13 protein-coding genes and 1 pseudogene are annotated in these 13,539 nt (G+C 57.8%); 7 read left to right on the plus strand and 7 right to left on the minus strand.

Annotated elements, in window-relative coordinates:
* Positions 1-82 precede the first annotated feature (82 nt).
* Together ACYQ14_RS12345 and ACYQ14_RS12350 are read left to right on the plus strand one after the other, a co-directional pair.
* Positions 83-982 (plus strand): acyltransferase, encoded by a 900-nt coding sequence (locus ACYQ14_RS12345; protein ID WP_459888641.1) that lies wholly within the window; start codon positions 83-85, stop codon positions 980-982.
* A gap of 81 nt (positions 983-1,063) precedes the next feature.
* Complete coding sequence (locus ACYQ14_RS12350; RefSeq protein ID WP_459888643.1) at positions 1,064-1,390, plus strand: DUF7577 domain-containing protein; 327 nt, start codon at positions 1,064-1,066, stop codon at positions 1,388-1,390.
* 146 nt (positions 1,391-1,536) lie between these two features.
* Here the strand turns inward: ACYQ14_RS12350 and ACYQ14_RS12355 are convergent, their stop codons facing one another.
* Positions 1,537-2,280, minus strand: a complete 744-nt coding sequence (locus ACYQ14_RS12355; RefSeq protein WP_459888645.1) for a hypothetical protein — start codon at positions 2,278-2,280, stop codon at positions 1,537-1,539.
* Between the two features lie 425 nt (positions 2,281-2,705).
* Here ACYQ14_RS12355 and ACYQ14_RS12360 point away from each other — a divergent pair, with 425 nt between their 5' ends.
* Entirely contained in the window at positions 2,706-2,948 is a 243-nt protein-coding gene (locus ACYQ14_RS12360) for a PRC-barrel domain containing protein (RefSeq protein ID WP_283836369.1), read from the plus strand.
* A gap of 97 nt (positions 2,949-3,045) precedes the next feature.
* Here ACYQ14_RS12360 and ACYQ14_RS12365 read toward each other — a convergent pair whose 3' ends face one another.
* Both ACYQ14_RS12365 and prf1 read right to left on the minus strand, forming a co-directional pair.
* Positions 3,046-3,840 carry a helix-turn-helix transcriptional regulator gene (locus ACYQ14_RS12365; RefSeq protein WP_459888647.1) on the minus strand — a complete coding sequence of 265 codons (795 nt, stop codon included), beginning with the start codon at positions 3,838-3,840 and terminating at the stop codon, positions 3,046-3,048.
* Positions 3,841-3,911: 71 nt separating this feature from the next.
* A complete protein-coding gene (gene prf1, locus ACYQ14_RS12370; RefSeq protein WP_459888649.1) occupies positions 3,912-5,171 on the minus strand; it encodes a peptide chain release factor aRF-1 in 1,260 nt (419 codons plus the stop codon).
* A 228-nt stretch (positions 5,172-5,399) separates the two neighbouring features.
* Here prf1 and ACYQ14_RS12375 point away from each other — a divergent pair, with 228 nt between their 5' ends.
* Both ACYQ14_RS12375 and ACYQ14_RS12380 read left to right on the plus strand, forming a co-directional pair.
* Positions 5,400-6,275 carry a MinD/ParA family ATP-binding protein gene (locus ACYQ14_RS12375; RefSeq protein ID WP_459888651.1) on the plus strand — a complete coding sequence of 292 codons (876 nt, stop codon included), beginning with the start codon at positions 5,400-5,402 and terminating at the stop codon, positions 6,273-6,275.
* A 366-nt stretch (positions 6,276-6,641) separates the two neighbouring features.
* Positions 6,642-7,187, plus strand: coding sequence for a DUF8159 domain-containing protein (locus ACYQ14_RS12380; RefSeq protein WP_459888652.1), 546 nt, complete (start codon positions 6,642-6,644; stop codon positions 7,185-7,187).
* 82 nt (positions 7,188-7,269) lie between these two features.
* Here ACYQ14_RS12380 and ACYQ14_RS12385 read toward each other — a convergent pair whose 3' ends face one another.
* Both ACYQ14_RS12385 and ACYQ14_RS12390 read right to left on the minus strand, forming a co-directional pair.
* Positions 7,270-8,019, minus strand: coding sequence for a DICT sensory domain-containing protein (locus tag ACYQ14_RS12385; protein ID WP_459888654.1), 750 nt, complete (start codon positions 8,017-8,019; stop codon positions 7,270-7,272).
* Between the two features lie 56 nt (positions 8,020-8,075).
* A pseudogene (locus ACYQ14_RS12390) lies at positions 8,076-8,476 on the minus strand (transposase domain-containing protein); the annotation flags it as partial.
* Between the two features lie 1,035 nt (positions 8,477-9,511).
* On the opposite strand from ACYQ14_RS12390, the gene ACYQ14_RS12395 reads away from it, so the two are divergent.
* On the plus strand, positions 9,512-9,835 hold the full coding sequence (locus tag ACYQ14_RS12395; protein WP_459888655.1) for a hypothetical protein: 324 nt from the start codon (positions 9,512-9,514) through the stop codon (positions 9,833-9,835).
* A 21-nt stretch (positions 9,836-9,856) separates the two neighbouring features.
* Positions 9,857-10,696, plus strand: coding sequence for a hypothetical protein (locus ACYQ14_RS12400; protein WP_459888657.1), 840 nt, complete (start codon positions 9,857-9,859; stop codon positions 10,694-10,696).
* Positions 10,697-10,809: 113 nt separating this feature from the next.
* Here ACYQ14_RS12400 and argS read toward each other — a convergent pair whose 3' ends face one another.
* Both argS and ACYQ14_RS12410 read right to left on the minus strand, forming a co-directional pair.
* Positions 10,810-12,594: an arginine--tRNA ligase gene (argS, locus tag ACYQ14_RS12405; RefSeq protein WP_459888658.1), complete on the minus strand. Its 1,785-nt coding sequence runs from the start codon at positions 12,592-12,594 to the stop codon at positions 10,810-10,812.
* A 157-nt stretch (positions 12,595-12,751) separates the two neighbouring features.
* Positions 12,752-13,489: a DUF6517 family protein gene (locus ACYQ14_RS12410; RefSeq protein WP_459888660.1), complete on the minus strand. Its 738-nt coding sequence runs from the start codon at positions 13,487-13,489 to the stop codon at positions 12,752-12,754.
* Positions 13,490-13,539 lie beyond the last annotated feature (50 nt).

Here is a 13,539-nt window from a genome sequence, read left to right on the forward strand (position 1 = left end):
TTGCGCTGACAGGAACGCGGAGGTCCGGCAAGTCGATCGGACAACCGAACCCCTATGACCTCCCCGTGAGTAATACGTCTATATGACAAAGCGGTACGTCTCGCTTCCCGAGAAGGCAGAGGCGGGGATGCGGGAGTTCGTAGCGGAGGTCGACGACCGACTCTCGGGCGACGAAGATACGTGCAGCGTCGTCGAAGACGTCCTAATCGACCTTTCCGGTGACAGAGATGCCTACGATCGATGGCAGGCCGGAGCGTCGGTCTCGACGGCCGAACGCGTCCGACTACAGAGCTACGACCCGTGTCACACGACCCTCGAGAGCGAGTACTACGCCGAAAAGGACGAGGAGACGTTTCGCAGGTCGAAACACCTCCAGTGGCTCTGGCGGCAGTTCGACAGTCTCCCGATCGCGGACAACGTCGAATTCGCGCTTCGGTTCCGCCGGATGCTCGCGGACCACCTCTTCGAGGACTGTGGGGAGAACTGCCGATTTTTCAAGGGAATCTCGTTCACGTACGGGCACAACATCACGATCGGCGACAACACGGTCGTACACGACGATGCCCACCTCGACGACCGAGGGAAGCTAACGATTGGCGACCGCGTCTCGATCTCGGACGGTGTTCACGTCTACAGCCACGACCACGATGTCGTCGACCAGACGGCGGTTCGAAACTTCCACACGATCGTCGAAGACGATGTCCGTCTCACGTACGATTCGATGGTCCGCGCCGGCAACAGGGTCGGCGAGAACGCGATCGTCGGCGCACGCGGGATCGTCCAGCACGATATTCCCGCCCACCACATCGCCGTCGGGATGCCCGCCAAAAGCGTCAAAATCAAACCCGGCTGGGAGTCCGTCGCCACGCCGATCGAGGACGCCGGCGTTAACCGACAGGAGCAACGCCACCTCGAGTACGATTTGGACGACGACCTCGAGGTCTTCGACGAGTTCCAGCGCGATCTCGAATCCCCGAACTGATTGAACTGTTTCCCGACGCTGACTCTCTCATGGCTTGAACGCAGGGAATAGCCAAGTGTGTGGAGTGCGTTATGTTCACACATGGACCCCTGGGGGTGGCTCGCCGGTTACGTGGTCCTGTTCGCCCTGCTCCACCTGTTACTGTATTATTTCTACGTCCGCCGAGCGAGCGACGACACGGCGTCGTCGCCGTCGTTTTCGGAACCGGATCAGGGCCGTCCGAAATCGTCACCCCAGACGCCGTACGAACGCTATCCCGCTCGGGAAGCGTTCGACGACCCGTCGGAACTCGAAGAAACCCTCGAGTTCGACGGCGACACGATGCAGTGTCCCCACTGTGGCGCTCGAAACGAGTCTGACCAGACGTTCACGTACTGCTGGAACTGCGTGTCGTCGATTCATCGATAGCATTCTACCACCGCCTGACTCGCTGTGAGCCCGCCTGACTCGCTGTGAGCCCCGGTAATATCTACTTTCGTGAGGACAAGATCTCCTTGTGAGGTGCGATACGGATTCTCGAGATCGAGGAATCGCGTACTCCCACCGGACAGGACCTACGTCGAGGCCGATAATCCGGCCTCGAGCGCGTCGAGGTGGTCCACGCCGACGACGGCGACGACGGACCCTCGCTCTCGGAGGTCTCGTAGTTTCTCGATCATGCACCGTTCGCGGGTCTCGTCGCGGTAGTCGATCGAACTCGGCGGGGTCCCCGTTGTCCCGCCAAGAAGCGCCTGGACGCCCGCGACGTGTGCCCGCTCGTGAGCGGCCTGGGTTTCCGGGTCGTCGTCGTGCTCGCAGGAGTACTCGATCGGTTCATCGCAGGCGACGGTCATCGAGGTCACGTCTGTCAGTGTCGCAGCGACGCGGCAGGTGAGCGCATCCCGCGTCGCGCCTCCGAGGCTCGAGACGACGCGGCGGGCAGTCGAGGGCGAGACGCGATCGGCGACGAGTCGAGCGACGAGGCGACGGAAGAACGGCCAGTTCGGGGCGTCGATACCAGTAATATCTGCGTTCGAAACGGCGTCGATCGCCGCGCTCATCTCGCCGCCGAACCGAGGCGGCGACTGATCGTCTCGAGCGTAGGCTCGGTACAACGCCACGGAGGCCGAGGGCAACTCGAGGGCGAGGATATCGGGCTCGGCCCGTTCGAGGACGGTCCGGACGCGGCCGACGCTCGCCGGGTGGTCGTGGACGACGCCGAGGAGAACGACGTCGCCGTCGGGATACCGAACGGAGCGACAAAACTGGGGGGTGACTCGGGGATCATCGACGGCGGTCGCGATCGAAGACGATGCCATATGGAGACGAATAATACTACGGTAGGACGGTCATAACCCTTCTGTTATTCGCGGAAGTCGCTCGTTTATCGTGCGAAACGGTCATCGGAGCTGGGAATCGGCGGTCGTCGTCGAGACCGGTTCGATCGGAGAGAACCCATTGTTCGCCCGACTCGAGGCGACAAGGTGGACTTATCGGAGTCTCGCCTCCGTTCGGGCTCGTTCCGGGAAGTAACATTCTGTGAGCTATGACAACGGTTTCGATGGTTTATCTAATGTGCGTTCCTGCGTAACGGTGGATACTCGATAGCGAACATCGTCCTGCGATTGTGGACGACCGATTGCGCGTCGGACGAACGCACGCCGACCGAAAAACCAGCCGTTCGCCGACCGAAGCGGCAGTCGCGCCGATCGAATTCAACGGAGTCGAACGCCGGAACTACACTATGCGGGAGAAACTCGAACCCTCGGACACTGGAAAGCGCGTACTAAACGCCGACGGGACTGCAGTCGGACGCATCGCCGACGTGGAGAACGGTCGCGGCTACGTCGTTCTCGACCCTGGCCTCACCGAGACGATCAAAGCGAAACTCGGCTGGGGGTCCGTTACCGACGAGGCGCACCCGCTCGATTCGGGAAGCATCGAGAAGATCACCGACGATGCGGTCTATCTGCGCGGGACGCTGTGAGCGCAGGCGGCGGCTCATAGGGTCGGTTGTACCTTTTTACTGGTTTGTCGCCAGAGCGGGGTGGCAAATGGCCGGAAATGGCGTACAACCGACCCTATCAGCGATCGTCGAACGGGGACAACGAGGTCGCGCTTGCCCGGTGCCGCCGAAACAATCCGTGTGCCCACTCGATTGCGTCCGCGGAGTCATTTCGGATTACCCCCCGGTGTGTCAGGTCCGAATTAAGCAGGATGACGTAGACGACCGATTTTGTCGGCGTTTCGACGATCGATAGCTCGTAGGGCACCGTTTCGACTGCGTAGAGATCGACGCCGCCGTCGACGATCAACTCGCGGAGTCCCTGCGTGTATTCCGTCAGCGTAAACCTCGCGAGATCCTCCGTGAGAAGTAGTTCGACATCGAGATCTCCGTTAACGGACCCGTCGTAGAACTGCCGTCGGAACTGCGGCATCCTGTCGGCCGCAGCCATCCCGCGGACCCGGTCGGCCCGACCGATCAGGTCGATGATTTCCTCGAGCGGTTCACTCGGCGCGTGCGGTGGGGTCTCGAGCAGAGTCGCACCGCGTACCATCTCGACGGCTATCGGCGTCTCGGCTGGCAAGTCTCGCAACAGATCGCTCAGCTGAGAAACCGATTCGAACGTCCGGAGACTTCGGCGATGCTCGGATAGCGCGAGTCGACCCGCGACGGTCAGTTGAAAGCCGTCGTCGGTTCGCCGAATGCAGTCTAATCCCTCGAGTTCGCGGATGGCTCGATTGATCGTCGACCGGGAACAATCGAGGACCTCAATGAGTTCGGGCTTGGCCGCCGGACCGTCCTCGAGTCGCTCGAGCAGTGGCGATCGCTTGGCGACCGTTTGAAGAATATCAGGATCTGCACTCGAGTTCCCCATCTCACCTATTGGACGCAGAGGAGCGGCTAAAAAGTTCTCGGTCCAGATGACGCTTCCCTTGGCCGCTATCGCTAGACGCCCGTACTGTAACGCAAGATCCCTGCAAAGCCACCGAAGGCGTTGTACAGCTGTTCACCCTTCTCGAAGTCGGTCGAGATGAATTTCGTCTCGGTGCCGCGCTGTTCGGCGATTTCGATGAGGTGATCGATCGCGTCTTCTCGATTCTCCTCATCGGCCTCGATCGCAGTGCCACACTCCGTACACTCGTGGTCCGGCGTCGATTTGCGCCGATCGATCACTTCGTAATCGGTGTTCGAACACTCCGGACAGTCGAAGATGACGACGTCGGACCGGAGATCCTCGCTGATCAACAGCGTTTCGACCGACCCCATGATGAGATTGTCTCGCGTCTGTTCGAAACCGTAGGTCGCCTTCTCGCCGGCGTGGAGCTCCTCGAAGAACTGCTCCATCTCCTGCTTTTCTTTCATTACCTCCGCGTCCGCGAGAGCGTCCTCGGCGTTGTCGACGAGTTCCTTCAGGCCGGATTCGTCGGTATAAGAGACATCGAACTTGCCGATAACGTTGTCCTGAATCTCGTGGTGGAGGTAGTCGCCGTCGAGGAACTCGTCTTTGGTCGGTGACGGGCCGCCGACGAGGATGCCGTCCATCTCGTGTCGCTTGGGAACGAACAGGTCGTTGCCCATCTCGGCGACCTCCTGATAGAAGTTATCGATCGCCTCGAGACGGAGTCGAGCGAATCGCTGGGCGGACTGACCACCTTTTCGCTGTTTGCCGGGAACCAGCGAGGAGGCGGACTTGACAGGTTCGATGCGTTTGCCTCGAAGCCAGCCGACGTTTGCCTCGCGTCGATCGAGCACGATCAGGCCGTACAGGCCGTTATCCGCGAGCATGTGCTCGAGCGGTTCGGTGAGAAAGTCCGAATCGCAGTGATAGCGGAAGGATTCGACGGGCTGAGGTGGGCTCTCGAGGACTTTCGTGACCATTTCGGTTCGGCCGCCGCCGGAGTCGACGGCCCCCGAGAACAGGACGAGACCGTTGTCTGGCGGATACGTGTCGTAGTACCGAAGCCGGTCTTTGATAGAGGTTAGCGCGTCCTGAACGTTGGTTCGGGTCTGTTTTGACTTGATGTTAGCCGCTTCGGAGTGTTCCTGGGTGACGTGTGCGACGACGTCACTGATCTGGCGATCGTCGGGGACGTAGATCGTAACGAGTTGTGTTCCCGACCCCTCGAAATTCTTGAGATCCTCGATAACCTTCCGGAATTCGTATTTTTTCCGGTCGGAATGTTCCTGCTCGCCCTCCTGACTCATTGGTCGTACAAAACGGTGCTGCGGGTAAGTATTTGTTGACCTGTTCGAGCACGCGCGCAAAAGTGGCTCGCGGTCGGCGTGAACGCCAATTTTCTCCGGGATTGATCGAGAGTTGTGATCGAATTCGGTTCGGCCATTCCGTTAAATGAGTTAAATTCCACACCAGTTATGGAAGGATATATGTCACGATTTAAGGTGTTCCCGCCACACTGTGGCGATATAATCAATATGTCCGACAAGACGGTATTCGCCATCGGGAGTGGAAAAGGCGGTGTTGGGAAGACGACGACGACGGTAAACCTCGGTACTGCATTGGCACAGACGGGCGAACGCGTGGCGATCGTCGACACCGACCTGGGAATGGCAAACCTCGCGGGGTTCGTCAGCTTGAGTACGGATTCGACCACCCTACACGACGTGCTTGCCGGAAACGCCTCGGTCGCGGACGCGACGTATCCGTTGACGGACAATATCGTGGCCGTCCCGAGTGGAACTGGACTCGAGGAGTACGCCGAGACCTCGCCCGAAGGACTCCGGGAGGTCGTCGATGAACTGCGCGACGAATTTTCGTACGTCTTCCTTGATGTCGGCGCTGGCGTCAGCCACGAAACCGTTCTCCCGCTCGGACTCGCAGATGCCGTCTTGCTCGTCTCGACGCCGGAACCCGCGTCGGTCCACGATACGAAAAAGACCCTCGAGTTGACCGATCACGCCAAGGGGAAAGCCGGCGGATTGATCGTTACTCGGACCCGCTCGGGGAGCAACGTTTCCCCCGAGGACATCGCCTCCCGGCTCGACATTCCGCTGGTCGGTGCGATCCCGGACGACACCGCAGTCCGTGAAAGCGTCTACGCCGGGACGCCCCTCGTCGTGTACGACAGCCAGCGTCCCGCCGCAGTCGCGTACAAACAACTGGCAGCCGAATTTTCCGAGATCGTCTCGGATATGACTACCGCGGACGGGTCGGACGGTCCCAGCGGTGAACCAGCTATCGCTGGAAGAACCGGCGGTGAAGCGTCCGGTTCGTCGGATTCATCCGTGGACGGCTCGGCTTCCGCTGAAGACCGCCCGGAGGGTATCACGGAAGCTGAGACCGATCCCTGATCGACGACTGGTTTGGGCACGACCCGCCGCTCCGTTTTCCACTACCGCGAAGGATTTTGTGGGCATTCCGGCTGTTTTTCCCACCGTCACGAATTTCGTCCGGGTAGCTCCTTGCTACCACGACGACCTTCGACTCTTTCGGGGGCACGGACTCTCTGTGGCTGATCGACGAGCGCGGATTTGGGTGAGTACTGACCCAATAAACCGACACCTGAATAGTTGCACGACGTACTACCACGGCTTCTGAACGGTTATTCGCGGCCAACAGCCCGATATCGAGGGGTTACAGGAAAGATTTCCGGATAGCAACCCATTCCGGAAAGAATGATATGATTACTAATCAGGGGTGGTCTGGAGTGGGTGAATATGGAGCGAAGAAAGATCCTCCTCGGCAGTGGTGCCGTGTTCGCAACCGCACTCGCGGGTTGTTCAGACAGTACAAGTGAAGAGAATGGCGGTGATGACGACGACGGCGGTGACGGTAGTGGAGATGACGGCGACAATGGTATCGACGATAGTAATGGAAACGAAAGCGACGACGATTCCGACGACGAGGAATCGGACGAAGTCCCCGGATTCGATAAAGATAAGATCGATCTCGGTCACACGGACGTGAAAGTCGACGACATCAAACGCGACGGCTATCACGTCGACGTCGAGGTAACGCTCGAGGACACGCTGAGCCAGGACGAACTCTACGCGGTCGTCGAAGAGCTCGGCATCGTCGCCGCGGAGGCGATCGACGATCCGGAAACGTTCGTGGAATCGGTCGAAACCATCGAGTTTACGATCTTCAACATGGACGGAAACACGGTGTTAAGCTTCTACGTCGACGTCGCGTGGGCGGTCGCGTTCGTCCAGAACAACATGTCCGAAGAAGAGTTCAAACACAAAGCGCTCGCAACCGCATAACGGAAACCGACTTTTTTCGGGGAAACGAAACGGCGATGAGTGCCCAGAGTCGCCGTTCACCGTCTGGACCGAGCGTTACCGGCTAAAGCTCCCGTCGAATGTACGCCTCGATTTCCGTTACCGTCTCCGCGTCGAACGTCCAGAACCCCTCCCACGAGCGCGGACTCCTTTCGACGGCGACGAGCGCCGAGTACTGCTCGGCGGCATCGTCGGGGACGTAGACGACGAACCACGAGTCGCGAAACTCCTGCGATCGTCCTCCGTGAACCGTCACGTCGTAGTCGGGGGTCCAATCGGGGATGCCGTAGACGTGCGTGTTCGTATCCGTCTCAGCGAGGTTCCGATACACCGATTTCGTTCCGCGTTCGTCCGCCAGACGTGAAAGCCGTTGAAACGACGCCCGGTGGGTTCCACCGCCCCCTTCCAACCCCAGCCGCTCGATGTATCGGGAGATCGTGATGAGGAGCAGCTTCTCCTTGCTCGAGTCGGGGAATCCGCGAAGGCGAAAGCGAACGTCCTCGAGCCCCTCGAAAACGTCCGGAAGGTCGAGGTCGGCGGGGTCACGGTTCCCGGTGATATACAGGTCGGAGTTAACGAGGAGAATCGAATCTCGAAGTTCGCTGAGCGGTGAGGCGGCCAGCACCTCCCCGTCGTCGAGGAGGTACACCATATCCGAATCTTCGTCGGCTCGCTCCTGTTGTTCGATCGAAACTGGCTGCCCCTCGAAGAGTTCTTCGAGCATCGTCTGAAGCTGACGCGGTGCTTCCCGGTTGACCACGGCGAGTGCGAGCTCCGATCGATCGGTGGTTTCGATAAACTGCTTCAGACTCACGCTTTCGTTCGAATCAAGTGGGTTTCTAGAGCATAAGCGCTCGCCCTCGAGGGATCGTCGTGTTTCTCTCGAAGCTTACGAATGAAGCTGCTCGCGAGAACCTTGGTTCTCGTCGGCTCGAGCTTCGTATGGAGCAATTTGTTCGATCCAGGATCAACGGTAGCGTACAGCCAGTACTGTTCGTCGTCGAGTCCGATCACCGTCTCGTCAACCGCGACGTGATCCGGACTCCGACTGGATTCCGGTTGTAGATCCGCCTTGTGAATCCAGTTGTGAACGGTCGATCGCGCCCGATCAACACGAAATTCCTCGAGGATTCGAACAGTATTCGAAAGCGAGAGTCCAATAAGGTAGAGCTGAATACAGAGCTCATCAACAGTCACGGTGTTGCTTCCCGCTCCACAAAATCCGAGTCTATCTGGACGATGCTTCCTGTGAGGCGTGCGTTTTCGGGCATGAAGTACTCAGAAAACGCCACGCCTCACTCTTCGAATCTTCCTGAACACCACCGAGATAACCCAGAAACACCATTATCCCGGTTTGTTAAGAGTTCTATAGCTCCATCACCCTTCTGTGTACTATCGAGAACGTATTTCGAGCCATAGGAGGGATACAACAGTAGCGGAAAACCTCAACAAACGGACTCATGACTTTCATATAGGATATATCAGGTATCACCGCAACATATTTGATAGTAAAATCATATTATCTCAAATATGGACGAAAAATTACTCGGGATACTCGGCTTTCAAATTTCGATAGTCGCTGGAATCGATCTGCTGCTCCGGGAAATTGGCCCTACCCCGAGGGAGCGGGCTACACCTTGATCTGGGTGGGTGTACTGATCACGGTCGTCGCTGTCGGTCTCAACCACTTTTCATCTGATTAATTGGTTGTGTTCTTAAATCACATGTGACACGGTGAGCAGCACCGAACAGGCTTGGAGCACACGCCATGGGTTGCTTGAGCATGGGAAGTTAGGCGACAGCACAATCGAATACATGAGCTTCACATCGACAGCATCTTGGTCCAGTTCAGTAGGCGTTGAATCTGCGTTAGCTGTGTTCGGCCAGGCGTTGGAAAGGAAGAGACGGTGAGTTTCGGTGTCGACAGTCTCTGTCGGCGGCGATTCACCGCTGACGCGACGTATTTCTACTCACGAGAACCACACTAATCGGGGGAGACTATCGGATGAACCATTCGTCGAGTGATTGATTCGCTGAGGCAGCCCTGCGGACACCAAGGGCTGTTCAGGTAGCGCGAATAACCATCTCAAAGAATTCTCCGAACGACCACTACCAGAGGCGGTGCATCGTTGCAGGGGGAGTCTAGCCAGGGCATGCTGCTGGCTCAGTTGGTGAGACTCTATTTCATTCAAAGTCGACCGAACCAAGCGCTTAATGGCCGAGAACCTGCTGTAGAGGTGCTGAAATAGATAATATCTGAATAAACGAATGTTTTTCATACTAACTAAATATATATTGATTGTAGCATGGATAAAGATAGTGCGAGATTGACGCGGCGATCGATTTTGAAAAGTAGTGCAGTAATTAGTGGATGCGCCATCCTTTCCACTTCGAGTTCTGCAGATGAATTCGAAGCGACCCCGGAAAATTATGCTGTACTTCGAGGTTCTGTCGATGATCCAATCACGGATGGGATGATTCAAGATATGCGAACAGATTTTGTGGGTAGTGTTGCAACATTGGACCACAGTGATTCGCGAGAGGCCTATCTTAATTTAGAGGCGTTCAAAGATGATGAAGTGTATGGGTACAACATATTCACTGACGACAGAGAAAATACTCGAGAATAATTTGTAGTCGTGGGTTCCGGGATGGATTCTCAACCGTTGGTGGCCTCAAGTTCAGATTCGGATCGTTTAACGAGAAAGGCTGACGAGTACTTAGAGGATGCCGCTGCCGAATTAGTGAGTTCTAACGAAGTATCTGCACAAGATTGGGACATTGATTGGACAGATTGGGATAGCGTAGCAAATGATACTGTTCATTGGGAAGCTGAGAAAACTGGAAGTGACTACACAAGTGATGCTCGTCCCGGGAAGGTTATATTCCAAAACAGAGTGAGAAGTAACTGGGACGATGAGCGGATTGCTGCGCGGACAGAAGTGCGGCTTGAGGCTGGTCGTGAGCATTGTCTAGATGATAATGAGGAGTATTGTAAGGAAAATAACACTGTCCATACAGGATGGCGAAATAAAGAAGCTCATATTTACCACGACTGGAATCAAGGCGGAAATAGCGAAGGTGAGGTCATGGGACTCGATCCATCCGGTAATACCTCAGAGGGGTCAAGAACCCGTAGTGCCGAAATCGGCTTGAATTTATCGCGTAATCCCAGCGCTACCCTTGGTTATCAGACCAGTTTGACGATGGAAGAATCGGAATTGACAGAACGAACAACGACTGGCGACCAACGGACGCATCACCAATGGGAGGCATTAAGCTCTGATGCTGATTCTGCGAAGTATTCGGCAGAATTCGAAATAGGAACGGCTGCCAAATATAATGATAACTGTGGAGGTTCTACTCGAATCATTGAGATTGAAGCGGACATCGAATGGGGGATTCGTACAACTTGGCCTGGTTGGGTTAATGATGTAGAACAAGACGTTTGGCTACCATACGATCTCGACTGTGGTGGTTTCCCCCACTAATAATCACTATACGAGAGACACCACTCCACCGTCACCGAACCAGTTCCGCGAGGGAAGTCTCCGCCGCCACCGCTATCGGATCGGTCTCGCGGAGCGATTGCGACGCCCGGTTTTTACATCGAGCGCGGAGCGGCGACGCCGAGCACCGATAGCGCGTTCGAGACGGTGTGTCGCGACGCCGCAACCAGCGCGAGTCGGGCTTCCCGCACCTCGGGTTCGACATCGTCGGCGAGTACAGGGCACTCGCGGTAGAACGTATTAAACGCGTCCGCAAATTCGCGGGTGTAAGTCGCCACCTGATGAGGCTGTAAGTCCTCGGCCGCCTCGTCGATCACCGACGGGAATCGCGCGATAGTCTCGAGAAGGTTTCGTTCGGCTTCGGTCTCGAGCAGATCCGCGTCCGCAGCCGCCGACAGGTTCTCGACGGCTGCGTCCGCGTCGTCCGCAGCGTCGCTTTCTTCTAAGATCCCGCAACAGCGCGCGTGGACGTACTGGACGTACGGCGCGGACTGGGCCTCGAAATCGAGCGCTTGCTCCCACTCGAAGGTAATCGCCTTCGTCGGCTGTTTCGAGACGATATCGTACCGGACCGCCCCGATGCCGACTTGGTGGGCGATGCGCTCGATGTCGTCCTCCTCGAGGTCATCGTCGCGGATGCGGTCGTCGAGACGCGTTTCGACTTCGTCACGTGCGCGCGAAATCGCTTCGTCGAGGAGGTCGTCGAGGTCGACGCCCGTTCCACGGCGGGTCGACATCTTCCCCTCAGGGAGGTTGACGTAGGAGTAAAGCACCTGCCGAAGGCCGTCCGTGTCGTTGCCGAGTAACTCGAGCGTCGTTCGAATCTGTTTGGCCTGCAGTTTGTGATCCTCGCCCAGCACCGTGACGGCGCGGTCGTAGTTGTCGAGTTTCCATTCGTGGTGGGCCAGATCCCGGGTCGGATACAGCGAGGTGTCATCGGAGCGCAGGAAGACGAGGTTCTTGTCGATTCCTTGCTCCTCGAGTTCGAGTTGCCAGGCCTCTTCCTCGTAGACCGCGCCGTCGAGTTCCTTGAGTCGGGCGACGACGTCATCGGTCGAGCCGTCCTTCATGAACCGCGTTTCCTTGACGAACTCGTCGAACTCGGCTGGGAGTCTGGCGAGACACGTCTTCATCCCCGAGAGCACCTGATCGACGACCTCGGTGACGCGGTCGTAGGCCTCCTCGTCGCCGGCCTCGAGGCCCTGCATGATCGACTCGATTTCGGCTTCGGCTTCCTCGACCTCGGCCTCCGAGGCGTCCTCGAGGTAGGCGTTGCCCTTGCGGTAGTATCGAACCAGGTCGTACTCGATGCGGTCGCGTTCGGGGTCGTCCTCGAGGTCCGCCTCGTCGAAGGTCTCGTAGGCCCACGTGAAAACGGCCATCTGTCGTCCCGCGTCGTTGACGTAGTAGTGGCGGTCGACATCGTAGCCAGCCGTATCGAGGAGGTTCGAGACGGCGTCGCCGATGATCGGATTCCGGGCGCGACCGACGTGGACCGGCCCCGTCGGGTTCGCGCTCGTGTGCTCGACGACGACGGATTCGTCCCGATCCTCGAGGTGGCCGTAGCGCTCGTCGGTAGCCCGCTGTAAGGTCGCCTTGAAGTAGGCGTCACTGGGCAGAAAGTTGAGATACGGACCCTGCGTTTCGACTCGAGCGACGTACTTGAGTTCGTCGGTGTCGATTTCGTCCGCGAGTTGCTGGGCGACCTGAGGCGGCGGCGCGCCCGCTTCGCTCGCCAGTCGGAAGGCGACGCTCGAGGCGATCACGCTGTCGACGTCTTCGGGCGGCTCTTCGATCCCGAGGTCCCCGGTCGGGTACTCGAGGGCCGAGAGCGCCCCCTCGAGGGCGTCTTCGACCGATTCGCGTAGGGCTAGGAACATACCGACCCGTATTCAGGGCTCGAGTAAAGGGATGTCGGGTTCGAACGATACCGCGTCGTGGCTCGCGGACCGAACTATTCGGGTTCGAAACGATCGGATTCGATTCGGTGGAAAAGTGTCGTGTCGAACGATCCGTCCGTCTTTCGCCTCGAACCGTTCAAATACCCAAAATGCCTTCGTCCTCGTCTTCGTCGTCGCCCCCATCGCCGTTTTCGCTGTCCTCAGACTCGTTCCCGTTTTCGTTGCCGCCTTCGGGTGCAACGTCGGAAACGCTCTCCATGAGCGAGATGACGTTCGGTTCCTCTTCGTCCCGGAGTTCGTTCGGATACACGCCGACGGTCACGAGGAGGTCGTTGTCGGTTTCGACCGCTTCGCTGATGTGTATCGAAACCTCGACGCTCGAGCCGTCGTAGGTCGCGTCGGCGGTGAATCTGATCTGGGTCGTCTCTTGATCAAGGATCGTCACGGTTTCCTCTCCCTGCGGAGTGACGTTCTCCATCCCGTCGTAGTTGTCTTCGATTTCTGCGACGAGCTCTCCGGCTGACATATCCTCGACGGGATTGAACTGCTGGCTGAGGATGCTAACCTGAGGCGTCGAAACGACGAGGAAGACGCCGCCGTCGTCCAGCGTGAGCGGCCCGACGGACACCGATTTCTCGTGTTCAGTGACGTAGTTCGTCACGCTCACTTCCTCCGAGGTGATCACGAGATCAACCGACTCCTCGAGGGTGTCTTCGACGACCGCGCTCTGTTCGTATCCGGTCTCCTCGCGTGCAGACTCGTCGACGCTCGCGGGCGACGCTTCGTGTTCATCCATTCCGATCGTCCCGAGACAACCGGCGACGCTCGATATCCCGAGGACGGTCGCGCCGGCGAGCAGGCTTCGACGATTCATACGTGAGAATTACTGTCCGGTTTATAAGTGTTTGTTGGATACGTGAGAGA

It is taken from the genome of Halostagnicola bangensis (genome assembly GCF_054653435.1).

Coding starts and splice junctions, on each gene's coding strand:
- ACYQ14_RS12345 (WP_459888641.1), top strand. CDS start 83: ATGACAAAGCGGTACGTCTCGCTTCCCGAGAAGGCAGAGGCGGGGATG.
- ACYQ14_RS12350 (WP_459888643.1), top strand. CDS start 1,064: ATGGACCCCTGGGGGTGGCTCGCCGGTTACGTGGTCCTGTTCGCCCTG.
- ACYQ14_RS12355 (WP_459888645.1), bottom strand. CDS start 2,280: ATGGCATCGTCTTCGATCGCGACCGCCGTCGATGATCCCCGAGTCACC.
- ACYQ14_RS12360 (WP_283836369.1), top strand. CDS start 2,706: ATGCGGGAGAAACTCGAACCCTCGGACACTGGAAAGCGCGTACTAAAC.
- ACYQ14_RS12365 (WP_459888647.1), bottom strand. CDS start 3,840: ATGGGGAACTCGAGTGCAGATCCTGATATTCTTCAAACGGTCGCCAAG.
- prf1 (WP_459888649.1), bottom strand. CDS start 5,171: ATGAGTCAGGAGGGCGAGCAGGAACATTCCGACCGGAAAAAATACGAA.
- ACYQ14_RS12375 (WP_459888651.1), top strand. CDS start 5,400: ATGTCCGACAAGACGGTATTCGCCATCGGGAGTGGAAAAGGCGGTGTT.
- ACYQ14_RS12380 (WP_459888652.1), top strand. CDS start 6,642: ATGGAGCGAAGAAAGATCCTCCTCGGCAGTGGTGCCGTGTTCGCAACC.
- ACYQ14_RS12395 (WP_459888655.1), top strand. CDS start 9,512: ATGGATAAAGATAGTGCGAGATTGACGCGGCGATCGATTTTGAAAAGT.
- ACYQ14_RS12400 (WP_459888657.1), top strand. CDS start 9,857: ATGGATTCTCAACCGTTGGTGGCCTCAAGTTCAGATTCGGATCGTTTA.
- argS (WP_459888658.1), bottom strand. CDS start 12,594: ATGTTCCTAGCCCTACGCGAATCGGTCGAAGACGCCCTCGAGGGGGCG.
- ACYQ14_RS12410 (WP_459888660.1), bottom strand. CDS start 13,489: ATGAATCGTCGAAGCCTGCTCGCCGGCGCGACCGTCCTCGGGATATCG.